The organism is Aeromonas sp. FDAARGOS 1411 (genome assembly GCF_019047125.1).
Classification (GTDB): domain Bacteria; phylum Pseudomonadota; class Gammaproteobacteria; order Enterobacterales; family Aeromonadaceae; genus Aeromonas; species Aeromonas veronii.
Genome location: NZ_CP077214.1, coordinates 2,637,402 through 2,659,316, shown reverse-complemented (window position 1 = coordinate 2,659,316; position 21,915 = coordinate 2,637,402). Strand labels below are relative to the sequence as shown.

At 58.5% G+C, this 21,915-nt stretch carries 27 protein-coding genes; 16 read left to right on the top strand and 11 right to left on the bottom strand.

What is annotated here, in order from left to right:
• From I6L41_RS11740 to I6L41_RS11700, 9 genes are read left to right on the top strand one after another with little or no spacing between them, the layout of a single operon-like run.
• Positions 1-429, top strand: a complete 429-nt coding sequence (locus I6L41_RS11740) for a nuclear transport factor 2 family protein (protein ID WP_216959004.1) — start codon at positions 1-3, stop codon at positions 427-429.
• The gene (locus I6L41_RS11735; RefSeq protein WP_216959001.1) at positions 426-1,160 is read left to right on the top strand and encodes an SDR family NAD(P)-dependent oxidoreductase; all 735 of its coding nucleotides are present in this window, start codon (positions 426-428) and stop codon (positions 1,158-1,160) included. Before I6L41_RS11740 ends, I6L41_RS11735 begins: the two co-directional genes overlap by 4 nt.
• Positions 1,157-2,416 (top strand): NAD(P)/FAD-dependent oxidoreductase, encoded by a 1,260-nt coding sequence (locus tag I6L41_RS11730; RefSeq protein WP_216958998.1) that lies wholly within the window; start codon positions 1,157-1,159, stop codon positions 2,414-2,416. The genes I6L41_RS11735 and I6L41_RS11730 overlap by 4 nt, the downstream gene beginning before the upstream one ends.
• Positions 2,413-3,195 (top strand): DUF1365 domain-containing protein, encoded by a 783-nt coding sequence (locus tag I6L41_RS11725; RefSeq protein ID WP_139473991.1) that lies wholly within the window; start codon positions 2,413-2,415, stop codon positions 3,193-3,195. The genes I6L41_RS11730 and I6L41_RS11725 overlap by 4 nt, the downstream gene beginning before the upstream one ends.
• Positions 3,195-4,451: a cyclopropane-fatty-acyl-phospholipid synthase family protein gene (locus I6L41_RS11720; protein WP_216958994.1), complete on the top strand. Its 1,257-nt coding sequence runs from the start codon at positions 3,195-3,197 to the stop codon at positions 4,449-4,451. Before I6L41_RS11725 ends, I6L41_RS11720 begins: the two co-directional genes overlap by 1 nt.
• Positions 4,452-4,453: 2 nt before the next feature.
• Entirely contained in the window at positions 4,454-4,930 is a 477-nt protein-coding gene (locus I6L41_RS11715) for a DUF2878 domain-containing protein (protein ID WP_021230328.1), read from the top strand.
• Positions 4,927-5,148 (top strand): TIGR02450 family Trp-rich protein, encoded by a 222-nt coding sequence (locus tag I6L41_RS11710; protein WP_005338671.1) that lies wholly within the window; start codon positions 4,927-4,929, stop codon positions 5,146-5,148. The genes I6L41_RS11715 and I6L41_RS11710 overlap by 4 nt, the downstream gene beginning before the upstream one ends.
• Positions 5,105-5,647, top strand: a complete 543-nt coding sequence (locus I6L41_RS11705) for a chalcone isomerase family protein (RefSeq protein ID WP_216958992.1) — start codon at positions 5,105-5,107, stop codon at positions 5,645-5,647. Before I6L41_RS11710 ends, I6L41_RS11705 begins: the two co-directional genes overlap by 44 nt.
• Before the next feature lie 14 nt (positions 5,648-5,661).
• Positions 5,662-6,201: a DUF3833 domain-containing protein gene (locus I6L41_RS11700; RefSeq protein WP_216958990.1), complete on the top strand. Its 540-nt coding sequence runs from the start codon at positions 5,662-5,664 to the stop codon at positions 6,199-6,201.
• 73 nt (positions 6,202-6,274) lie between these two features.
• Here the strand turns inward: I6L41_RS11700 and nqrM are convergent, their stop codons facing one another.
• The 9 genes from nqrM to I6L41_RS11655 all read right to left on the bottom strand — a co-directional run bounded on the left by nqrM (position 6,275) and on the right by I6L41_RS11655 (position 14,134).
• Positions 6,275-6,499 (bottom strand): (Na+)-NQR maturation NqrM, encoded by a 225-nt coding sequence (nqrM, locus tag I6L41_RS11695; RefSeq protein WP_005338668.1) that lies wholly within the window; start codon positions 6,497-6,499, stop codon positions 6,275-6,277.
• A 9-nt stretch (positions 6,500-6,508) separates the two neighbouring features.
• Positions 6,509-7,546 (bottom strand): FAD:protein FMN transferase ApbE, encoded by a 1,038-nt coding sequence (locus I6L41_RS11690; RefSeq protein WP_005338666.1) that lies wholly within the window; start codon positions 7,544-7,546, stop codon positions 6,509-6,511.
• A gap of 3 nt (positions 7,547-7,549) precedes the next feature.
• Positions 7,550-8,773, bottom strand: coding sequence for an NADH:ubiquinone reductase (Na(+)-transporting) subunit F (gene nqrF, locus I6L41_RS11685; protein ID WP_005338656.1), 1,224 nt, complete (start codon positions 8,771-8,773; stop codon positions 7,550-7,552).
• Positions 8,774-8,805: 32 nt separating this feature from the next.
• Positions 8,806-9,402 (bottom strand): NADH:ubiquinone reductase (Na(+)-transporting) subunit E, encoded by a 597-nt coding sequence (nqrE, locus tag I6L41_RS11680; protein ID WP_005338645.1) that lies wholly within the window; start codon positions 9,400-9,402, stop codon positions 8,806-8,808.
• A gap of 3 nt (positions 9,403-9,405) precedes the next feature.
• Complete coding sequence (locus I6L41_RS11675) at positions 9,406-10,038, bottom strand: NADH:ubiquinone reductase (Na(+)-transporting) subunit D (protein ID WP_005338644.1); 633 nt, start codon at positions 10,036-10,038, stop codon at positions 9,406-9,408.
• Positions 10,031-10,819, bottom strand: a complete 789-nt coding sequence (locus I6L41_RS11670) for a Na(+)-translocating NADH-quinone reductase subunit C (RefSeq protein WP_005338643.1) — start codon at positions 10,817-10,819, stop codon at positions 10,031-10,033. Before I6L41_RS11670 ends, I6L41_RS11675 begins: the two co-directional genes overlap by 8 nt.
• The gene (locus tag I6L41_RS11665) at positions 10,809-12,038 is read right to left on the bottom strand and encodes an NADH:ubiquinone reductase (Na(+)-transporting) subunit B (protein ID WP_005338642.1); all 1,230 of its coding nucleotides are present in this window, start codon (positions 12,036-12,038) and stop codon (positions 10,809-10,811) included. Before I6L41_RS11665 ends, I6L41_RS11670 begins: the two co-directional genes overlap by 11 nt.
• A gap of 3 nt (positions 12,039-12,041) precedes the next feature.
• On the bottom strand, positions 12,042-13,385 hold the full coding sequence (locus I6L41_RS11660; protein WP_005349684.1) for a Na(+)-translocating NADH-quinone reductase subunit A: 1,344 nt from the start codon (positions 13,383-13,385) through the stop codon (positions 12,042-12,044).
• A 434-nt stretch (positions 13,386-13,819) separates the two neighbouring features.
• On the bottom strand, positions 13,820-14,134 hold the full coding sequence (locus I6L41_RS11655) for a BolA family transcriptional regulator (protein ID WP_216958985.1): 315 nt from the start codon (positions 14,132-14,134) through the stop codon (positions 13,820-13,822).
• A gap of 204 nt (positions 14,135-14,338) precedes the next feature.
• Here I6L41_RS11655 and I6L41_RS11650 point away from each other — a divergent pair, with 204 nt between their 5' ends.
• The 5 genes from I6L41_RS11650 to I6L41_RS11630 all read left to right on the top strand — a co-directional run bounded on the left by I6L41_RS11650 (position 14,339) and on the right by I6L41_RS11630 (position 19,213).
• A complete protein-coding gene (locus I6L41_RS11650; RefSeq protein WP_216958982.1) occupies positions 14,339-15,472 on the top strand; it encodes a methyltransferase in 1,134 nt (377 codons plus the stop codon).
• Positions 15,473-15,489: 17 nt separating this feature from the next.
• Complete coding sequence (locus I6L41_RS11645) at positions 15,490-16,074, top strand: YajG family lipoprotein (RefSeq protein WP_201984002.1); 585 nt, start codon at positions 15,490-15,492, stop codon at positions 16,072-16,074.
• A gap of 2 nt (positions 16,075-16,076) precedes the next feature.
• Positions 16,077-16,664: a peptidylprolyl isomerase gene (locus I6L41_RS11640; RefSeq protein ID WP_042053243.1), complete on the top strand. Its 588-nt coding sequence runs from the start codon at positions 16,077-16,079 to the stop codon at positions 16,662-16,664.
• Positions 16,665-16,834: 170 nt separating this feature from the next.
• Entirely contained in the window at positions 16,835-18,214 is a 1,380-nt protein-coding gene (locus I6L41_RS11635; RefSeq protein ID WP_216958979.1) for an MFS transporter, read from the top strand.
• Positions 18,215-18,370: 156 nt separating this feature from the next.
• Positions 18,371-19,213, top strand: coding sequence for an outer membrane protein OmpK (locus tag I6L41_RS11630; protein ID WP_069554294.1), 843 nt, complete (start codon positions 18,371-18,373; stop codon positions 19,211-19,213).
• Positions 19,214-19,319: 106 nt separating this feature from the next.
• Here the strand turns inward: I6L41_RS11630 and I6L41_RS11625 are convergent, their stop codons facing one another.
• A complete protein-coding gene (locus I6L41_RS11625; protein WP_005338634.1) occupies positions 19,320-19,802 on the bottom strand; it encodes a YajQ family cyclic di-GMP-binding protein in 483 nt (160 codons plus the stop codon).
• A gap of 200 nt (positions 19,803-20,002) precedes the next feature.
• Between I6L41_RS11625 and I6L41_RS11620 the strand changes: the two genes are divergently transcribed.
• Both I6L41_RS11620 and I6L41_RS11615 read left to right on the top strand, forming a co-directional pair.
• On the top strand, positions 20,003-20,956 hold the full coding sequence (locus I6L41_RS11620; protein WP_204382683.1) for a ketopantoate reductase family protein: 954 nt from the start codon (positions 20,003-20,005) through the stop codon (positions 20,954-20,956).
• A 37-nt stretch (positions 20,957-20,993) separates the two neighbouring features.
• Positions 20,994-21,554: a DJ-1 family glyoxalase III gene (locus I6L41_RS11615; RefSeq protein WP_201904743.1), complete on the top strand. Its 561-nt coding sequence runs from the start codon at positions 20,994-20,996 to the stop codon at positions 21,552-21,554.
• Between the two features lie 111 nt (positions 21,555-21,665).
• Here I6L41_RS11615 and I6L41_RS11610 read toward each other — a convergent pair whose 3' ends face one another.
• The gene (locus I6L41_RS11610) at positions 21,666-21,872 is read right to left on the bottom strand and encodes a hypothetical protein (protein ID WP_005338629.1); all 207 of its coding nucleotides are present in this window, start codon (positions 21,870-21,872) and stop codon (positions 21,666-21,668) included.
• Between the last annotated feature and the right edge of the window lie 43 nt (positions 21,873-21,915).

The following is a 21,915-nucleotide window of genomic DNA, read 5'->3' as shown; positions in this document are numbered from 1 at the left end:
ATGAACGAGCCGCTGGCCCGCTTTATTGGCCTCTATCAGCAACTGGACAAACAGCAGTTGCACCGCTTGCCCGAGGTCTATGCCGAACAGGTAGTCTTTACCGATCCGGCCCACCGTATCGAGGGGCTGGCGGCCCTTGGCGACTATTTTGCCACCCTCTATCAGCGCCTCGCCTACTGCCGTTTCGTCATCACCAGTCAGCAGCAACAAGGGCAGCAGGCCTGGCTCGGCTGGACCATGACCTTCTCTCACCCCAGATTGCGTGGTGGTGAGCCGGTGACGGTGGAGGGGGCCACCCGCCTCGAATTCGACGAGGCGGGCAAGGTGTGCCAGCACCGGGACTATTTTGACCTGGGCGCCATGCTCTACGAGCAGTTGCCGCTGCTCGGGCTCGTGGTGCGCACCATCAAGATTAGGCTTGGCGCATGAGCGGCCGGGTGCTGATCACCGGCGCGACCTCCGGCATCGGTCGCCAGTTGGCGCTGGATTACCGGCGGGCAGGCTGGCAGGTGTGGGGTTGTGGCCGCGATGGTGAACGGCTGCAGGAGCTGGGGCTGGATGGCGTCACGCCGCTGCAGTTCGATGCCCGGGATCTGGCCGCAATGAGCGGGGTGGCTGCTACGCTGCCATTCCTCGATCTGCTGATCCTCAACGCAGGCAACTGCGAGTACATGGATGTGGCGGAGGGGTTTGACAGCGAGCTGTTTGCCCGTGTCATCGACACCAATCTGACCGCCACCGGCCATGCGCTGGCCGCCTTCTTGCCGTTGCTCGGGGCTGGGTCACGGCTGGCCATCGTCAGCTCGTCGGTGAGCTGGCTGCCGCTGCCGCGAGCCGAGGCCTATGGCGCCTCAAAGGCGGCCCTCGACTATCTGGCGGATACCTTGCGCCTCGATTTGGCCAGCAAAGGGATCGGGGTGACCCTGATCCGCCCCGGCTTTGTCCAGACGCCGCTCACCGCCAAAAATGATTTTCCCATGCCCTGCCTGGTGACGGTGGAGCAGGCCTCCCGCGCCATCATGGACGGGCTGACCGCTGGTCGTCACCAGATCCACTTTCCCCGCCGTTTCATCTGGTTGCTGCGCCTGCTTGGTGCGCTGCCGGTGGGGCTCTGGCTGCGCCTTGGCCGCGCACTCGTATCGAAAGGAAGCCATTCATGAAGAAAAAGATCGCCATCGTCGGTTCAGGGATCTCGGGGCTCACCGCCGGTTTTCTGCTCCACAAACTCCATGACATAACCCTGTTCGAGGCGGCGCCGACTCTGGGGGGGCACACAGCCACTGTCGATGTGAATCAGGCTGGCCGCAGCTATGCCATCGACACCGGCTTTATCGTCTTCAACGATCGCACCTACCCCAACTTCTTGAAGTTGCTGGCACGGATCGGCATGGCGCGGCAACCGGCCGAGATGAGCTTCTCGGTGAAGAGCCCGGAGGGGCTGGAGTATAACGGCCATAACCTCGACACCCTGTTTGCCCAGCGCAGCAATCTGTTGAGCCCCCGTTTCTACGGTTTTGTTGGCGAGATTTTGCGCTTCAACCGGGAGGCACGGGCCTGGCTGGCGGATGGTCAGCATCAGGGGGCTGGCCCCGAGCTGACCCTGGGGGACTTTCTGCTGGCGGGGGAGTTTAGCGACTACTTCGCCCGCCACTACATCTTGCCGATGGGAGCGGCGATCTGGTCATCGACCCTGGCCGATATGCGCGCCTTCCCCCTTGGCTTCTTCCTGCGCTTTTTTGCCAACCACGGCCTGCTGGATGTGGCCAATCGCCCCCAGTGGTACGTGATCCCGGGTGGCTCGCGGGAATATATCGGCCCCCTTACCGCGGGTTGGCAGTCGCAAATCCGCCTCGCCTGTCCGGTGCAGAGCGTACGGCGGGACGCGGATGGCGTGGTGATCCAGAGCAGTTACGGCGAGGAGCGGTTTGACGAGGTGATCTTCGCCTGCCACAGCGATCAGGCGCTGGCACTGCTGGCGGATCCCTGCGAGCGGGAGCAGGCCATCCTCGGCGACATGCCCTATCAGGCCAACGATGTCTGGCTCCATACCGATGCCCGCTGTCTGCCCACTCGCCGCAAGGCATGGGCCAGCTGGAACTATCAGCTCGATGGCAACGACGAGGCGCGGCCGCTGGTGAGCTACAACATGAACATCCTGCAGGGGGTGAACTCGCCGGAGCCCTTCTGCGTCAGCCTCAATCCCAAGGGCAAGGTGGATGAGAGCAAGGTGCTGCGCCGCTTCGTCTACCACCATCCGGTGTTCAATCTGGCCTCTATTGCCGCCCAGCAACGGCGTGCGGAGATCTGCGGCCAGCAGTACACACACTTCTGTGGTGCCTACTGGTACAACGGCTTCCACGAGGATGGGGTGCGCAGCGCGCTGGATGTCGCCAGGCGCTTCGGAGCCGAGCTATGAACGGCGCCACCGTGGCCACCGAACATGAGCGTACAGACGAACTGGCTGGCGTCACCAGCGCCATCTGGCAGGGCTCGGTGCGCCACCGCCGTTTTGCACCGCGGGCTCACGCCTTCTCCTACAGCCTGTTTATGCTGGGACTGGATCTCGACGAGCTGCCGCAGCTCGATCAGGGGCGCTGGTTCGGTGTGGAGCGCTCGGGACTGCTTTCGTTTCACCGCCATGACTATCTCAAGGGGAGTGAGGGAAGCCTCAAGCAGGCGGTGTGGCAGAAGGTGAGCGAGCTGGGTGGCGATGCCGACCCCGAGGGGCGGGTGCTGCTGCTCGGCAATGTGCGCTGTCTGGGGTTCTACTTCAGCCCGGTCAACTTCTACTTCTGCTACCGGCAGGGCGAGGCGCGCTATCTGCTGGCAGAGGTGTCGAACACTCCCTGGAACGAGCGTCACTACTACCTGCTGGATTTGGCGGCGCTGGCACCCCATGACAAGGATTTTCACGTATCCCCCTTTATGGGGCTGGCGATGCGTTATCACTGGCGGATCAGGCCGCCCGCGCAGGAGACACTGATCCATATCGAGAGTCATCCCGTATCCGGTGAAGCAAAGCTGTTTGACGCCACTCTGGCGCTCACGCGCGAACCCTTGTCACGCAAGGGGCTGGTGGCCCTGCTGGCCCGCTGGCCATGGATGACCATGAAGGTGCTGCTCGGGATCTACTGGCAGGCCCTGCGTCTATTTATCAAACGAACCCCGATTTTTACCCATCCGGAGAGCCGCTAATGGAACTTGCTCAATCAACCCTCTCTGCCTCTTTCATCGACAAGGGGGCAAGACAACTGCTGCTCAATCTGCTGGGTCGCCTCGAACATGGCCAGCTGCTGCTGCGGGATGGCGGTGAGCGCCACAGCTTTGGCGTCGCGGGCACCGATCTGCATGCCGAACTGGTGGTGCAGGATCCGGCCTTCTATCGTCGCCTGTTGCTGGGGGGCAGCATTGCCGCCGGAGAAACCTGGGTGGAGGGGCTCTGGACCAGCCCGGATCCGGTGGCGCTGGTACGGCTGCTGGCCCGCAATCTGACCCTGCTTGACTCCCTCGAGCGGCGCCTCGGCTGGCTCAGTTTCCCGTTCAACAAGGTGCGCCACTGGCTCAACCGCAATACCCTGACCGGTTCACGCTCCAACATCGCCGCCCACTACGATCTCGGCAATACCCTCTATCAGGGGTTTCTCGACAGCCATATGCAGTACTCGAGCGCCATCTACCCGAGCGCCGACGCCACTCTGGAAGAGGGTCAGCAAGCCAAGTTGCGCACCATCTGCGAGCGGCTGGAGCTGGGGCCTGACGATCATCTGCTGGAGATCGGCACCGGCTGGGGTGGCCTCGCCGTCTATGCCGCCCGCCACTATGGCTGCCGGGTGACCACCACGACTATCTCCCGGGCCCAGCATGACTATGCCAAGGAGTGGATTGCGCGGGAGGGGCTGGGGGATCGCATCACCTTGCTGCTGGAGGATTACCGCAAGCTGGAAGGCACCTATGACAAGCTGGTCTCCATCGAAATGATCGAGGCGGTGGGGCACGCCTTCCTGCCCGACTATTTCCGCCAGTTGTCACGGCTGCTCAAGCCCGGTGGCCGCCTGCTCATTCAGGCCATCACCATCGCCGATCAGCGCCACGCCCAATATCTGCGCGGAGTCGATTTCATCCAGCGCTACATCTTCCCCGGTGGCTGCTTGCCGAGCGTCTCCCAGATGGCGGGGTTGCTGGCGCGGGAGACCGACATGCAGCTGGTGCGGTTGCACGATCACGGCCATCACTATGCCCGCACCCTGGCTCACTGGTGCGAGCGGTTTCTGGCGTTGGCGCCCGAGCTGCCCAAGCTCGGTTACAGCCAGGATTTCATCCGGTTGTGGCACTTCTACTTTGCCTATTGCGAGGGGGGATTCTGGGAGCGCACCATCAGTCTGGTGCAGCTGGAGGCCGCCAAGCCGGGGCCCGCTGGCTGGTCGGGTGATGTGCCAGTAAGCGGTCACTGACCATGTGGCAGTGGGCTCACCTGCTGGGGTTCAACCTCTACTGGTTGCTGGCGGTGAAGTGGCAGCAGCCGGGCCCGCTGCTGGCAATGTTGCTGCTGCACTTTCTCTTCTCACCCAGCCGCCAGCGTGACTGGCGGCTGCTCCCCATTGCGGTTGCCGGCTGTCTGCTGGATGTGCTGCTCTGGCAGCTCGGCCTGTTCCGGTTCCCGTCCGGTTTTCCCCTCTGGCTGGTGCTGCTCTGGCTTGGTTTTGCCCTGACGCTGGCCCATGGTATGCGCTGGCTGCTGCGCTTGCCTCGCTGGCAGCAGGCGCTGTTTGGCGTATTTGGCGGTGCTTCCTCCTATGTGGCGGGGGCCGCCATGGGGGCAGTAAACTTACCCTGGGGCATCTGGATCAGCACTGCGTTGCTGGCAGTGATCTGGATGTGGTGGTTACCCGTACTCCTGTGGGTAATGGTCAAGCTGGAGGGGGAGTCATGACAAACACCTTTTCGACCGACTCGTTGCTTTTTTCCAAATGGACCAAAGAGAGCCAGCATGAGCTGACTGATCGCTTCTATCTGGTGGTTGCCTGCCAGCGGGATGCGCAGGGGCAGCTGGTGCAGGTGGTGATGCAGGATATCAACACCCTGCAGGAACAGGAGATGGACTGGCATGAACTGGAAGACCCCAACCACTGGCATATGGGGTGGAATTAACCCGCTACTGCTGGCGTTTACGCTCTTGGCTGCAACCACAGTGCAGGCTTCTGCCGCCCCCTGGCAGCAGCTGCGCCCGGTCGGGCAGGGGGAGATGAACTGGCTCTGGTTCAAGCTCTACGATGCCACCCTCTACAGTGTGAGCGGGCGCTATCAGCCCGGTCACTATCCGCAGGCCCTGACCCTCACCTATGCCAGATCCATCGAGCGGGAAGATCTGCTGAGCGCTACTGCCGCGGAGTGGCAGCGGCTCGGTCTTGGCTCTGACGCCGAGCGTCAGCGCTGGCTCGGCCAGCTCGCAGCACTCTGGCCCGATGTGCAGGCAGGCGACAAGCTCACCTTCTATGTCGACAAGGGCGGGGCAGGCCACTTCTGGTGGCAGGAAAAATCCCTCGGCACCCTGGCCGATCCGCAATTCTCGGCCGCTTTTCTCGCCATCTGGCTGGCTGACAACAGCCGCGATCCCGCCCTGACCCGCCGCCTGCGTGGCCAACCCTGAACATGGAGTTTCCAATGTTTTTCTATCGTGCATACCGCTGGTTGCTGTTGCTCCCCTTTTTGCTGCTGAGTGGCTGTGGTGCCAGCCTCGATGACTATCGGGGGCAGGGGCCAAACTGGGATCTCGCCCGTTTCTTCAACGGCAAACTGGTGGCTCACGGCCTGGTAACCGACCGCAGCGGCGAAGTGATCAGTCGCTTTCGGGTCGAGATGGTGGGTCGTTGGAAGGATGGCAAGGGAGAGCTGTTCGAGCAGTTCTACTTTGACGATGGCCGCCAGCAGACCCGTACCTGGTATCTGAGCAAGGGGGTTGACGGTCACTGGCGAGGTACTGCTTCCGATGTGGTGGGGGAGGCGATGGGCAAAAGCCAAGGGTTTGCCCTCAACTGGCGTTATCAGCTTGATCTGGCGCTGCCGGATGGCGAGGTAGTGCGGGTGAGCTTCGATGACTGGATGTATCTGCTGGACGAAGATCGTCTGATCAATCGTGCCGAGATCAGCAAGTTCGGTATCCATCTTGGCGAGGTGATCCTCTATATCGAACGTCAGCCCTGACCGTTAACGCAAGATAACGGCCAGTAAAAAGCGCGCCTCGGGCGCGCTTTTGTTTACCGAAAAACCAGAGTCATCAGATGATGCGGTTCTCTTCCAGCATCTTGCGACGGGCCTCTTCCTTGGCCATCTTCTTCTTGCGGTTGTCACAGGGTTCCGGGCAATCGCACTCTTTCTCGATGCCGACGCTACCCAGACCGCCACAGGAGCCGGAGATGGTCTTCTTCTGGAAGATATAACCGATAGCCATGGCGGCTATCACCAGCATGAATACCCCGAAGGTGATCAGAAAAATCTGCATCTCTACCTCTTACTTCTTGACCAGATAGGGCTTGAAGGCATCGGAGTAAGCCTCTTCAAAGCCGTTGTCCGTCTTGGTGATCACGAAGATCGCCAAGCCGCGCTCGTTGGCATAGGCCAGGCTCTTCTCGGTCCCCATCACCATAAACACGGTGGCCAGCCCGTCTGCGGTCATGCAGGAGGGGTGGATCACGGTGACCGACACCAGACGGTGCTGGATCGGCTTGCCGCTGCGCGGATCTATGGTGTGGGAGAAGCGCTGACCATCCAGTTCATAGTAGTTGCGGTAATCGCCGGAGGTGGCCACCCCGTTGTCACCGGGCACGATCACCTCTTGCACCGTGCCGGTGCCTGCGGTGGGCTTCTCGATGGCCACGCGCCAGGGGTGCCCCTTGCCGTTGACGCCATTGATCCGCAGCTCGCCGCCAATCTCCACCAGATAGTTACGCGCACCCAGTGACTCCAGATACTCGGCTACCTTGTCCACACCAAAGCCCTTGGCGATGGCAGAGAGATCGACGTAGAGGTCCGGAATATCTTTTTGCAGGGTATCGGCATCCACCGAGGTGATGACGTGCAGGTTGCCCAGACCGGTCTTCTGGCGAGTCTGGGTGATCAGCTCATCGGAAGGGACCTTGGTCGGCTTCTTGTCCGGGCCAAAGCCCCACAGATTGACCAAGGGGCCAACGGTGACGTCCAGCGCCCCCTGGCTCTCACGGCCAATGTGAATGGCCTCTGTGACGACCCGTGCGGTATCGCGGGAGACCACTACCGGTTTGTTGTCACGGCTCTGGTTGAAGCGCGACAGTTCGGAATCGGGGCGATAGGTCGACATCTGATCGTTGACCCGCTCCAGCAACACATCCACCTCAGCTTGAAGCTTGGCCGGATCGCTGATGGCGCTGTCCGCCACCTTGATGGAGTAATAAGTGCCCATGGTGCTGCCGGTGATGTGGATCTCCGGTTTGGATTGGACAGTCTCCTGACCGCACCCAGTCAAGAAAAAGGCTAGCCCGAAGGCTAGCCAGGTCTTTACAACACTGTGCATGGATTAACCACCAAAGTCATCCAACAGGATGTTTTCGTCTTCAACGCCCAAGTCTTTGAGCATGTTGATGACGGCAGCGTTCATCACCGGAGGTCCACACATGTAGAACTCGCAATCTTCCGGTGCTTCGTGATTCTTGAGATAGTTCTCGTAGAGCACGTTGTGGATGAAGCCGGTGTAGCCGTCCCAGTTGTCTTCCGGTTGCGGATCAGACAGGGCGACGTTCCAGGTGAAGTTCTCGTTCTCGGCGGCGAGCATGTCAAAGTCTTCGACATAGAACATTTCGCGCTTGGAACGGGCACCGTACCAGAAGCTCATCTTGCGCTTGGACTTCAGGCGACGCAGCTGGTCGAAGATATGGGAACGCATCGGCGCCATACCTGCACCACCACCGATGAATACCATTTCGGCATCGGTGTCTTTGGCGAAGAACTCACCGAACGGACCGGAGATAGTCACCTTGTCGCCAGCCTTCAGGCTGAAGATGTAGGAGGACATCTGTCCCGGAGGGGCAGTCCAGTTGCTCGGGGGCGGGGTCGCGATACGCACGTTCAGCATGATGATGCCGAACTCTTCCGGATAGTTGGCCATGGAGTAGGCACGGATGATTGGCTCATCGACCTTGGACTCCAGCTCAAAGATCTTGAAGCGATCCCAGTCACCGCGATACTCCTCGGGAATATCGAAGTTCTTGTAGTGCACGTGGTGAGCCGGGGCCTCAATCTGGATATAACCACCGGCGCGGAACGGCACGCTCTCGCCATCGGGGATCTGCAGCTTGAGCTCCTTGATGAAGGTGGCCTTGTTATCGTTGGAGATAACAGTACATTCCCACTTCTTCACCCCGAAGATCTCTTCCGGCAGTTCGATATCCATGTCGGAGCGAACGGTAACCTGACAGGCCAGACGCTCGCCATGACGGGCTTCGCCCTTGCTGATGTGATCCAGTTCGGTCGGCAGAATGTCGCCGCCACCGGATTTCACCCGTACCTTGCACTGGCCGCAGGAGCCACCGCCGCCACAGGCGGAGGAGACGAAGATACCGCTGCCAGCCAGCACGCCGAGCAGCTTGCCACCGGCCGGGCTGGTCACAGCCTTGGCCGGGTCACCATTGATGCTGATTGTCACGTCGCCCGCGGTCACCAGCTTGGACTTGGCGAACAGAATGACTGCCACCAGTGCCAGCAGGATCACGGTAAACATGACCACACCCAAAATAATTTCCATCTATCGTTCCTTTCTGATTGCAGGAAAGCCGATTACAGGGAGATACCAGAGAAGGACATGAAGCCCAGCGCCATCAGACCGGCGGTGATGAAGGTGATGCCCAGACCGCGCAGGCCTTCCGGAACATCGGAATACTTCATCTTCTCGCGGATACCTGCCAGCGCAACGATCGCCAGCATCCAGCCTGCCCCTGAACCCACACCGTAGACCACAGACTCCATGAAGTTGTAGTCACGCTGCACCATGAAGGAGACGCCACCGAAGATGGCGCAGTTCACGGTGATGAGCGGCAGGAAGATACCCAGCGCGTTGTAGAGTGCCGGGAAGTACTTGTCCAGCGCCATCTCCAGGATCTGTACCAGTGCTGCAATCACACCGATGAAGGTGATGAAGCTCAGGAAGCTCAGATCCAGACCGGATACCAGAGCGCCATCTTTAAGCACGTAGTTGTAGATCAGGTTGTTGGCAGGAACCGCGATGGTCTGCACCACAATAACGGCAATACCCAGACCCATGGAGGTCTTTACCTTCTTGGACACCGCCAGGAAGGTACACATCCCCAGGAAGAAGGAGAGTGCCAGGTTTTCGATGAAGATCGATTTAATCAACAGACTCAGATAGTGTTCCATACCTTAATCCTTCGCCTCCACCTGCTTGGGATCCTTGGTGCGTACGCCCCAAATGATCAGACCAATGATGAAGAATGCACTCGGCGGCAGCAGCAGCAGGCCGTTGGGCACATACCAGCCACCGTTGTTCACCAGCGGCAGCAGCTCGATGCCGAACCAGGTGCCGGAGCCCAGCAGTTCACGCACGGTTGCGACACTCAGCAGAATGGCACCATAGCCCAGACCGTTGCCGATACCATCTAGGAAGGAGGGCAGCGGGGCACTCTTCATGGCGTACGCTTCAGCGCGGCCCATTACGATACAGTTGGTGATGATCAGACCCACGAAGACCGACAGTTGCTTGGAGATGTCATAGGCGTAAGCCTTGAGCACCTGGTCAACCACGATAACCAGTGAGGCGATGATCGCCATCTGTACGATAATCCGGACGCTGTTCGGGATCTGGTTGCGGATCAGGGAGATGAACAGGTTTGAGAAGGCGGTGACCGCCATGACCGCGAGGGTCATTACAAACGCAGTTTTCATCTGGCTGGTAACCGCCAGTGCAGAACAGACACCCAGCACCTGCAAGGCGATGGGGTTGTTGCCCAGCACAGGCGTCAACAGCAACTTCTTCATTTCGCTCTTGTCAGCCATTGTTGATTTCTCCTGCACGAACCTTGGCCAGGAAAGGACCGAAGCCCTTGGGACCCATCCAGAAGTCGAAGGTATGCTGTACGCCGTTACCGGTCAGAGTGGCACCGGAGAGACCATCGATCTCGTGCTCGGAGCCCGCCGGAGCATGGCCCTTGATGACGCGCAGCGCCGGCATGCCATTCTGGTCGAACAGTTTCTTGTCCTTGAACAGCGCCTGCCAGGCCGGGTTTTCGATCTCGCCACCCAGACCCGGGGTTTCACCGTGGTCATAGTAGGTGATGCCCTTGATGGTCTGGCCATCAGCGGCAACGGCGACGAAGGCATACATGGTCGACCACAGACCCTGACCGTAGATGGGCAGGATGATGCTGTCGATCTTGCCTTCGGCATCCTTGGCGAAGAATACCGGGATCTGCTTGGAGATCTGACGCAGGCTGGCCTTGTCGTCAGCGGCGGCAAGACGGATGCTGCGGGCCGGATCTTTGGCTGCCTGCTTGGTGTCGAAGTTGTCGGCATCGCCGTCAACAAAGTCACCGGTCGCCAGATCCACCAGACGCGCTTCGATCTTCTCGCCGTACAGTTTGGCCAGGTCGCGCTTGGCCACTTCGCTTACATCCACACCGGCTACGGCGAGAATGTTGCTCTGCTTGTCCAGCGCCTTGTTTTCCTGCTGGGTAGAACGCAGGCCCACAGCGGCAACGGATACCACGATGGAACAGGCCAGACAGAGGCCGGTGACCACGCTGACGGTGCCGAGGGTTGAATCTTTATTAAACGCCACGAGCAATCCTCCGCTTGATGTTTGCCTGAGCGACGAAGTGGTCAAACAGGGGAGCAAACAGGTTCGCAAACAGAATGGCCAGCATCATGCCTTCTGGGAACGCAGGGTTAACCACGCGAACCAGCACGACCATTACGCCGATCAGGGCGCCATACCACCACTTGCCTTTGTTGGTAAAGGCGGCGGAGACAGGGTCGGTCGCCATGAAGGCCATACCGAAGGCGAAGCCACCCAGTACCAGATGCCAGTGCCACGGCATGTTGAACATGGGGTTGGTATCGGAACCGATGACGTTGAACAGCAGGGAGGTGGCGATCATACCGATCATCACGCCGGCGATGATGCGCCAGGAGGCGATGCGCATGTAGACGATCATGGCGGCACCCAGCAGGATCATCAGGGTAGAGACTTCACCGATGGAACCCGGCAGGTTACCCAGGAAAGCGTCCATCCAGCTGATAGCCTGGCCGGTTGCACCGTTGATCAGCGCCATCTGGCCGCCTTGGGCCCACTGGCTCAGGGCAGTCGCGCCGGAGAAGCCGTCAACGGCAACCCACACGGCGTCACCGGAGATCTGGCCCGGGTAGGCGAAGAACAGGAACGCACGACCAGCCAGCGCCGGGTTCAGGAAGTTCTTGCCGGTACCACCGAACACCTCTTTGGCCATCACCACACCGAAGGTGATACCCAGCGCAGCTTGCCACAGGGGCAGCTCGGGCGGCACGATCAGGGCAAACAGGATGGAGGTTACGAAGAAGCCTTCGTTGATCTCGTGTTTACGCACCATGGCGAACAGCACTTCCCAGAAACCACCGACAAAGAAGACGGTGATGTAGATCGGGAAGAAGTGGGTGGCGCCGATCAGCATCTTGCTGCCGATACCGGCTACAGCCGGATCGAGGGAGGCGCCCAGCATGGTAGCCAGGGCATATTGCCAGCTGCTGGCACCAGCAGCCGAGCCCATGTGGGCAATGGCGGCAATCGCCTGGTTACCAACGTTGTACATGCCCCAGAACATGGCCGGGAACACGGCCAGCCACACCATGATCATCATGCGCTTCAGATCGAGCGCATCACGAACGTGGGAGGCGTTGCGGGTAACGCTACCCGGGGTGTAGAACAGGGTGTACGCCGCTTCGAACAGGGCATAGTACTTGGCGTACTTTCCACCCGGTTCGAAGTGGTGTTCCATATTTTCAAGAAGTTGCTTGAAACTCATCGCTTAACCTTCCAGTTCAATCTTGGTCAGGCACTCACGCAAGATCGGGCCGTACTCTGTCTTGCCGGGGCAGACAAAGGTACAGAGCGCCAAATCTTCCTCATCCAGCTCCAGGCAGCCCAGTGCTTGCGCACCGTCGGTATCGCCGGAGACCATGTCCCGCAGCAGCAGGGTCGGCAGGATGTCGAGTGGCATCACCCGCTCATAGTTGCCGATAGGCACCATGGAACGGTCACTACCGTTGGTAGTGGTGGTGAAGTTGATCAGCTTGCCCTTCATCAGATGAGAGAGGGTGGTACGGGTGATAGAGAACTTGTTGGCGCTGGGGTTGATCCAGCCCAGGAACTCTTTCTCGCGACCTTCACCCAGCACGCAAACCTGATTGTGGTAGCGGCCCAGGTAGTCGTGAACACCTTCGGCTTTGGCACCACTCAGGATAGAACCGGAGATGATACGGTTTTCGTCGGCACGCAGCTCATTGTTGGTGAGCTGGCTGATGCAGGCGCCCAGACGGGTACGCAGCAGACGCGGCTTGAGCACGTTCGGGCCAGCCAGCGCGATCACCTTGTCAGTGAAGATCTGACCGGTGGTGAACAGCTTGCCGAATGCGATCACATCCTGATAGTTGATGTGCCACTGCACCTTGGTGCTGCTGACCGGATCCAGGAAGTGGATATGGGTACCCGGCAGACCGGCAGGGTGCGGACCAACGAAGATCTCTTCCTTGACCTGAGCCAGCGGAGAGTGGGGCAGACTGCCTTCGCCTTTACAGACGTAGACGGCGCCGTCGGTCAGGCGGGTCAATACGGCCAGACCATCGAGGAAGGCCTGCGGCTGTTCCTTGATAATCAGCTCGGCATCGGCAGCCAGCGGGTTGGTGTCCATTGCAGTCACAAAGATGGCGCGCGGGGCAGACGCTACCGCGGGGACTTTGCTGAACGGACGGGTACGCAACGCAGTCCACTGACCTGATGCGACCAGGATCTCTTGCACCTTGCTGCGCTCGAGCTTGGCAAGCTCGGCAGAGGCAAAATGCTCAAACGTCACCTGTTCATCGGAACCGTCGAGGTCGATGACCACAGACTGGAGAACACGTTTGGCACCACGGTTGATCTCTGAAACCACACCGGTGGCAGGAGCTGTGAATTTAACGCCCGGATTCTTCTTGTCTTCAAAAAGATCCTGACCTTTGATGACGCGATCACCTACTTTGACGAACATAGTAGGTCGCATCCCCACAAACTCCTCGCCCAGTGTCGCAACACGGGTGATGGCGGGGCCATCGTAGATTACTTGCTCTGGCGCACCCAGCACGGGGATGTCCAGTCCTCTTTTGATTGTAATCATACTTACTTGCACTACCGTTACGGGAGAGGTTGGTTAGCGCCGAGAAATACATCACGACGGGTGGTTGAATGAGTCGATGTTGTGGTTGTGCCAGGTGGGCAGGCTCAACAATTATTCAACATGCAGGCTCACTCAAAAGCGCTTGAGTTTACCACTTAAGGTGCATTTTCTGCCATGCCAAATGGGCAAAATCCCCGTGCCATCACAAAATTAACCTGCAATGAATAAGCCCCTGACACCTTGTAAGTAGTGGTTTTAAAGGTTTTTTTATTTCGATACCTCGATGGGGGTATTTGCCGTTGCCTCCACTATCAGCAAAAAGCCTTGATGTCGAAATATACCCCCTTCGATGTAGCCTTTTCGGGGCCAATGGGGGAAATTTGTTTAATTTTTGTTGGCAGTTTCTCGAGGGAAATCCTGTGGTACAACCGGTTTCAGGAGAGTGACGGTTTGCCAACGCAGCTCGGAGTGCGTGGGGCATGGCCTTTTTCCTGCCACTCGGTCTCTGTGTAGGTATGCAGTGCCAGTGCATGAACGGCACCGGCCAGCTCGTCGGCCAGCACAGCATTGACCTGACGATGACGGGCCAGCAGCCGCTGCCCTGCAAATTGCTCGCTGACGATCACCACCTTGAAGTGGCTTTCAGATCCCGGTTCCACACGGTGCATGTGGCTCTCGTTGATCACCTCCAGCACGATGGGGGAGAGGGCGGCGGTCAGCTTGGCTTCAATCAGTTGTTGGATGGTCATCGGATCGGCTTCCAGAGTGAATGTCGGGCCATTCTATCGGCAGTCGCGGGATGGAATAAGCCCCCGTAAGAGGGAAATCACCCGTCAGTTGCCCCCTTGATGCGCATCGAACTGGTGAAATTCCTGCTCCTCGCTAGAATAGCGCCACTTTGCGTCGCCCCTGGCGCCTGTATACACGAATCAAGCCGAGGTTGGACTCTTCCTATGCAAACCCTTCTCGACACACCCCATTGCCAGCTCACGCTCTACCGCTATCCGCGCCAGAGTCAGGAGACCCTGCAAGCTTGGGATGCGGCTGACGAATACCTGATCAACACCCTGGCGGAGTCTCCCCTCGAGCAGGCGGGCCCCCTCATCATCATGAATGATGGTTTTGGCGCGTTGGCCGCCTATCTGCATCCTCACTCTCCCTGCTGCGTCACCGACTCCTACATCAGTGAGCGGGCGACCCTGGTCAATCTGGCCGAAAACGGACTGGATGTGGGTGGTATCCGCTTGCAGGATGCGCTGGCGCCGCTGCCCGATGCCCCTGCGCTGGTGGTGATCAAGGTCTCCAAATATCAGGCACTGCTGGAGCAGCAACTGCTGGCATTGCGTGCGGTGGTGACACCGGCAACCCGCGTTATTGCTGCCGGCAAGGCGAAGGATATTCATACATCCACCCTCAAGTTGTTCGAGAAGTATTTGGGGCCTACCCGTACCTCGCTGGCCTGGAAGAAGGCGCGCCTCATTCACTGCGAGCCGCAGGCAGAACGTCCCGCGCTGGCCAACCCCTTCCCGACTGTCTGGCCGCTGGAGGGGAGTGGCATGCTCATCCACAACCATGCCAACGTCTTCTCGCGCACCAGTCTCGATATTGGTGCCCGCTTTATGCTGGACAACTTGCCCATCCACAGCGCACGTCAGGTGATCGATCTCGGTTGCGGCAACGGCGTGCTGGGACTCTCGCTGCTGGCGCGGGATCCCGAGGTGGAGGTGACCTTTATCGATGAGTCCTACATGGCGGTTGCCTCGGCCCGGCTCAATGTGGAACAGAATCTGGCCGATGCACTGCCGCGCGCCCGCTTTATGGTCAATAACTGTCTCGACGGGGTGGCGGTCGGCTCGGCGGATCGGATCCTCTGCAACCCTCCTTTCCATCAGTTACAGGCGATCACCGATCATATCGCCTGGCAGATGTTCAGCGATGCGCACCGGGTGTTGCCTCAAGGGGGTGAACTCTGGATAGTAGGCAACCGTCATCTGGACTATCACAACAAACTCAAGCGCTTGTTTGCCAACGCACAAGTCGTTGCGTCGAACAGCAAATTCGTTATTTTGAAAGCCATCAAACGCTAAAGCCAAAGGAAACCATGATGAAAAAGTCACTCTTGCTGCTGGCCGCCCTGATGCTGGGCGGGTGTGCCACTCATTGGCCGGAGACAGCGCTGCTCAATCCGCAGGTGATCCCCGCCAACCAGCAATACTACTCTGGCAATCGCATCACCATGGAAGGGGTAGACAAGCGTGAGGCTGCCTACGTCTTCTCCATCAAACATAAAGAGAAAGCGCCCGTGCTGGTCAACAGCGAGCGTCCGCTCAACCTGCTGATAGCCGAGCGGCTGGCCGAAGGTCTGCGCAGCCAGGGTCTCGAAGTGGGCAACAGTGGCACCACCAACCTGACGCTGGTGATCTCCAACGCCGCAGTCAATGTGGAAGAGAAGACCTTTACCTATGTCACCAAGTCCCGCGTCAGCCTGCAGGTGATCGCTGATTTCCAGGGTAACCGTCTGACCAAGCAGTTCAACATGTCTTCCAGCAAGGAGAGCCCGAGCGAGCCAAGCATGGCCGATCTAGAGTCTACACTGAACCTGCAACTGGGTAGCGTGCTGCAGCAGATCATGGCGGATGATGCGCTGCGCGGTTACCTGAAAGGTCAACCGAACGGTGCAGGGGTCTGATGATGAAAAAACTCTGGTTGCTGGCCATGCTGATCGCCCCGCTGGCGTTCGCGGGCCCGAAAGTCAGAATGGAGACCAACCACGGCAATATCGTGGTGGAGCTGGCGTCCAAGCAGGCGCCCCAGACGGTGAAGAACTTCCTGCGTTACGTGGCTGATGGCAGCTATGACGGCAGCATCTTCCACCGGGTGATCCAGGATTTCGTGGTGCAGGGTGGGGGCTACAACCAGCAGTTCCAGCAGCTGCCGACTTATGAGCCTGTGGTCAACGAGTCGCGTGGCGGTCTGCCCAACAAGCGTGGCTCCATCGCCATGGCTCGCACCCAGGCGGTCGACAGCGCTACTCGCCAGTTCTACTTCAATCTGGTCGACAACAATAACCTCAACGCCGGTGGCTCTGCGGGTTATACCGTGTTCGGTCAGGTGGTTCAGGGGATGGAGGTGTTGGACAAACTGGCTCAGGTACAGACCGGTTACAGCCCCATTCTGCGCGCCAACGATGTGCCGACCAGTCCCATCATTCTGAAGAAGGTGGTCTTGCTGGCAGAAACTCCGGCAGACAAGAAAGTCGACAAGAAAGCGGGCAAGTAACTCTCCGGACGCGGTTCGTCACCTCGCTTCGTCAGGTCACAATACAAGGCTCATCCCGTTCGGGATGGGCCTTTTCTCTATCCGGGCTTCTTTGACCTATCTCTTTGCTCGCCTTGGCTATCTGCCATCAACCTGCCAAAATGACGCACTTTTCCAAAGTCGTCAGGTAGTTGAACATGATCCGCAAACCAAGCTGGAGAGAGTCCCTCGCCGTCTATCTCGAATTTCGGGTGTTTATTCTCTTTGCCATGGGTTTTTCATCGGGTCTGCCGCTGCTACTGGTGTTCGGTACCCTCTCATTCTGGTTGCGCGAGGCCGATGTCAGCCTGACCGATATCGGCTATATGAGCTGGGTGGCGCTCGCCTATGGCTTTAAATGGATGTGGTCGCCGCTGGTGGATCGCATGCCGCTGCCGTTGCTCTCCACGCTGCTGGGACGTCGCCGCAGCTGGATGTTCTTCTCCCAGCTGCTGATTGCCGCCGCGCTGGTCGGCATGGCGTTCTGCGATCCCAAGACCGAGCTGGCCCAGCTGGCGATGTTTGCCCTGCTGGTGGCCTTTGCCTCGGCCACGCAGGATATCGTCATCGATGCCTATCGCATCGAATCCGCCCCCGAGCGGCTACAGGCGGCGATGGCTGCTTCTTATATGACCGGCTACCGGCTGGCGATGATCATGGCGGGCGCCGGTGCGCTGGCGCTGGCAGCCTGGTTTGGCAGCAACAGCGGCTATGACTATCGTGGCTGGCAGATTACCTATCTGGTGATGGCGGGTCTGATGTCACTCGGGGTCATCACCACGCTGTTTTGCCACGAGCCGGATATCGATCTGGCCGAGCAGGGTAAACAGCAGGCCGAACGCAAGGCACAGCTCCTGGAAAAAGGGTGGCCTGCGCTGCTGGCGAGTGCGGGGGCCTGGGGCTATGAGGCGGTCTGGCGTCCGTTTGCCGACTTCTTTCGTCGCTATGGCAGTTCGGCGCTGCTGATCCTGGCTCTGATCGCCTGCTATCGGGTTGCCGATGTGGTGATGGGGGTGATGTCCAACAGCTTCTATGTGGATATGCAGTTCAGCAAGACCGAGGTTGCGACTATTACCAAGGTGTTTGGCGTCATCATGACGCTAGTAGGGGCGGCGTTGGGGGGCGTGCTGGTGATGCGCTTCGGTACGCTGCGTATCTTGTTCTTGGGGGCGCTGCTCACTGCCAGCACCAACCTGCTGTTTGCCCTGCTCAATCAGGTTGGTCACAATCTGGAACTTCTGACGCTCATCATTTCCCTCGACAACCTCAGTGCAGGTATCGCGACCGCGGCCTTCGTGACCTATCTCTCCAGCCTGACCAATGTGGCATTTTCGGCCACTCAGTACGCCCTGTTCAGCTCGGTAATGTTGCTGCTACCCAAGTTGCTGGCCGGTTTTTCCGGGCAGGTTGTGGAGCAGATTGGCTACAGTGCCTTCTTTGTCGGAACCAGTTTATTGGGCTTGCCCGTGTTGTTGTTGATTGTGCTTGTCGCCAGAGAAGGGAGTGAGTTGCTCTCAACGGCTGACAAATAGCAAGCGTTTGCGTAGAATCGGGGGTGATTAGATTCACACTTCCGGATAAAGTTCCCGAGAAGTTGTTTCACCCCCAATTTTATTTGATTAGAATCCCTCTCGCTCCTTGTGGGCAGGCTACGGAAAACCTCAACTAACGCACAAGAGACCAATAAAATGGCCAAATTTACCAAGACTCTGATCGCTGCCGGTCTGCTGGCTGCTGCCGCTACCCCGGCCTTCGCTGCTGACTACAGCGGTGATATCCACAAGAATGACTACAAGTGGATGCAGTTCAACGTAATGCACACCATCGACCAGCGCCCTTTCACCACCGGTGAAGAGGACTACAACGATACCTATTTTGAAATGGAATTCGGTGGTCGCTCCGGCCTGTTTGATCTGTACGGCTATGTCGACGTATTCGATATTTTCGACTCCCGCCACAGCAACAAACACCATGGTCAGAACCTGTTCATGAAGTTTGCGCCGCGCATGTCTTTGGATGCTCTGACCGGTAAAGATCTCTCCTTTGGTCCTGTGCAAGAGCTCTACATTGCCAACCTGAACAACGTCGGCGACAAGCAGATGGAAAATCAGATTGGTCTGGGCGCCGATGTGATGGTTCCTTGGTTTGGCAAGGTAGGCATGAACCTGTATGCCCGTCATTCCACTGAGAACCAGTTCTTTACTGAAGAAGAAGGCGACTGGAACGGTTATCAGTTCTCTATGAACTGGTTCAAGCCCTTCTACACCTTCGGCAATGGCAGCTTTGTCTCCTACCAAGGCTATCTGGATTATCAGTTCGGTCTGGATACCCATGACCGTGCTGACCGTACCAGCGACAACCTGGCTACTTTCCACGGTATCTACTGGCACTCCGATCGTTATGCCGTTGGTTACGGTCTGAAGTACTTTATGGATGCTTATGGTACCAAAGATGGTTCCACTGCATACGATGGTACTCCTTGGAAGAGCACCGGCTTCAGCCACTACTTCTCTGTTACCTACAAGTTCTAATAAAACTTGGGGTACAAAAAACCGGAGCATCTGCTCCGGTTTTTTATGGCCGCGATTTAGATAGCGTGGCGCGAGTCATCAAGTGCGCCACGGCTGAGTGGATAAATCAGTCGCGGAAGTTCTGGAACTGCATCGGTTGACCCAGTTCGGCGCCACGGACCAGTGCCATGGTCTCTTGCAGATCGTCACGCTTCTTGCCGGTGACACGTACTTCATCACCCTGGATGGCGACCTGTACCTTGATTTTGGAGTCCTTGATCAGCTTGACCAGCTTCTTGGCGATCTCTTTCTCGATCCCCTGCTTGAATTTGACGGTCAGGTGGAAACGCTTGCCGGAGTGAACCGAGTCACCCACTTCCATGGAGCTGTTTTCGATGTTGCGCTTGAGCAGGGCGCCGCGCAGGATTTCGACCATCTGCTTGAGCTGGAAATCGGCATCGGCTTCCAGTTTTACCTCTTCCTTGTTCAACTCGAAGCTGGCTTCTACCCCACGAAAATCGAAACGGGTGGCCAGTTCACGATTGGCGTTGTCGACAGCGTTCAACACCTCGTTCATTTTGACTTCAGAGACAATATCGAATGACGGCATAGCCGGAGCTCCTCATGTTGCGTTATCGGGGGGCAAATCTACCAGAAAACGGGCAAATTTGCTGATTTTGATGGGGTTGCTCTGCTAGAATCCCCTGCGCACAGGACGGGTGGACCCGTTAGTGTCCACCAGCGACATCTTCACTTATCCCCGGTAACAGGTTGAGAGGATTGCAACCCTTACCCTGACAGAGTCACACCATGCCAAGCGGATTAAAAAATTCCCGACAGCCCGTTATTCCACCCGTTGCTCCGAAGTGGTCACTGTTGGGTTGTGGCGCCCTCGGCGGCGTTTTTGCCTCCCTGCTGACCCAGAGTGGTCAATCAACCCGTGTCTTGTTGCGCGAACATCATAAGTCCACGCTCCATCCGGGGATCGATTTCACCTCGCTGGAGGGGCATGTTCAGCTGCTCAATATCGAGCGCGGATTTGTCAGCAAACCCGGCAAGATCCAGCGTCTGCTGGTGATGACCAAGGCCAGTCAGGTGATTGCCGCACTGACGCCGCTGGTGGGTAAGCTGGATGCCGGCGTGCCGATCGTGCTGCTGCACAACGGGATGGGCATTGCCGAGCAGGTGGTCGAGATGTTCCCGCACAATCCGGTGATTGCCGGTGTCACCAGTCATGGCGCCATGCAGTGTGGCCATTTTGTCTTCCGTCATACTGGCAAGGGTGAAACCTGGCTTGGCCCGATCAACGACGCCGCCAAGGCCCATGCTGCGCTCGCGGACGAGCTGGCGCTTGCATTGGGGCAGGCTGGCTGGGATGAGCAGGTATTGACGCGCCAGTGGCAAAAGCTGGCCATCAACTGTGCCATCAATCCCCTGACGGCTCTCTACAAGCTGAAAAATGGCGAGCTGGCTGGCCCCCGTTTTGCCGATGCCCTGCAGCAGATCTGCGTGGAAGTGGCGGATGTGATGTGTGCCGAAGGAGTTGCGACCACGGCAGAGGAGTTGCAACGCCGGGTGATGACAGTGGTGGAACTGACCGCTGACAATTACTCCTCCATGCATCAGGATATGGAGCTGGGACGCGAGACCGAGATTGAGGCCATCACCGGCTTCCTGCTGGCCAAGGCTGCCCGGCATGGCATTGCCGTACCGGTCAATCAGGGTCTCTATCAGGCGATCAAAGAGAAGAGTCAGGCCGTCTGACCTTTTACATGGCAGAGCAAGCAGCAAGGAGGCGAACGTGAGTGTACTGGTGCTGGTGGCCCCTGGGTCGGAAGAGATAGAGACGGTTGCGATTGTCGATACCCTGGTGCGTGCCAGCATCGAGGTGGTGCTGGCCTCTTGTTGTCCAGCCGGATCCCGTCAGGTGAAGGCATCGCGTGGGGTACAGCTGGTGGCTGATTGTCATATCGACGAGCTGACCCGTCGGGACTTTGAAGCCATCGTGGTGCCCGGCGGTTTGCCCGGCAGCGAAGTGATCCGCGATACCCCGCTGGCCATCGATCTGCTCAAAGAGCAGGCCGCTCTTGGTCGCTGGCGCGCTGCCATCTGCGCCGCCCCTGTGGTGGTGTTGCAACATCACGCTCTGCTGGGTGATGCCATCGTTACCTGTCATCCCGGCTTTCAGTCCCGACTACCGACATCGCAGCTGTCACATGAGCGGGTCGTCAGAGATGAGGCTCATCGTCTTATCACCAGTCAGGGGCCGGGCAGCGCCATCGAGTTTGCGCTTGAACTGATCCGGATGCTGCGTGGGGACGAAGTGGCGGCCACTGTCGCTGGCCCTATGGTGCTGCCTTGAGCGCACTCTGCTGCAGAATCAAGCTGGTCATGCTTTGAAAAATGGGCCCCGATCGTCTTGATCGGGGCTCGTTTGTTATCTGCTGTTGTCGGTTACGCCATCTTGTCCGGCTCAGTAGTCGTACTGTGAGCACTGTTTTTTGTTGTACTCAGTTTTCCAGCGTGCCAATTCTTGCTCTGTGCCGAGCTTGTCTCCTTTCTTGATAGCCTGTTCCAGTATCTCAATCCGGTCGTACAGCCAGCGGCACTCTGCCGTCGGGTTGTTCTTGCCGATGCCGGTCAACGGCAGCAAACAGAGTCCCAGCCAAAGATATTTCATCCCGAACGCTCCTTGTCATTGTGGTAGTAAAGGTCTCCTTGGA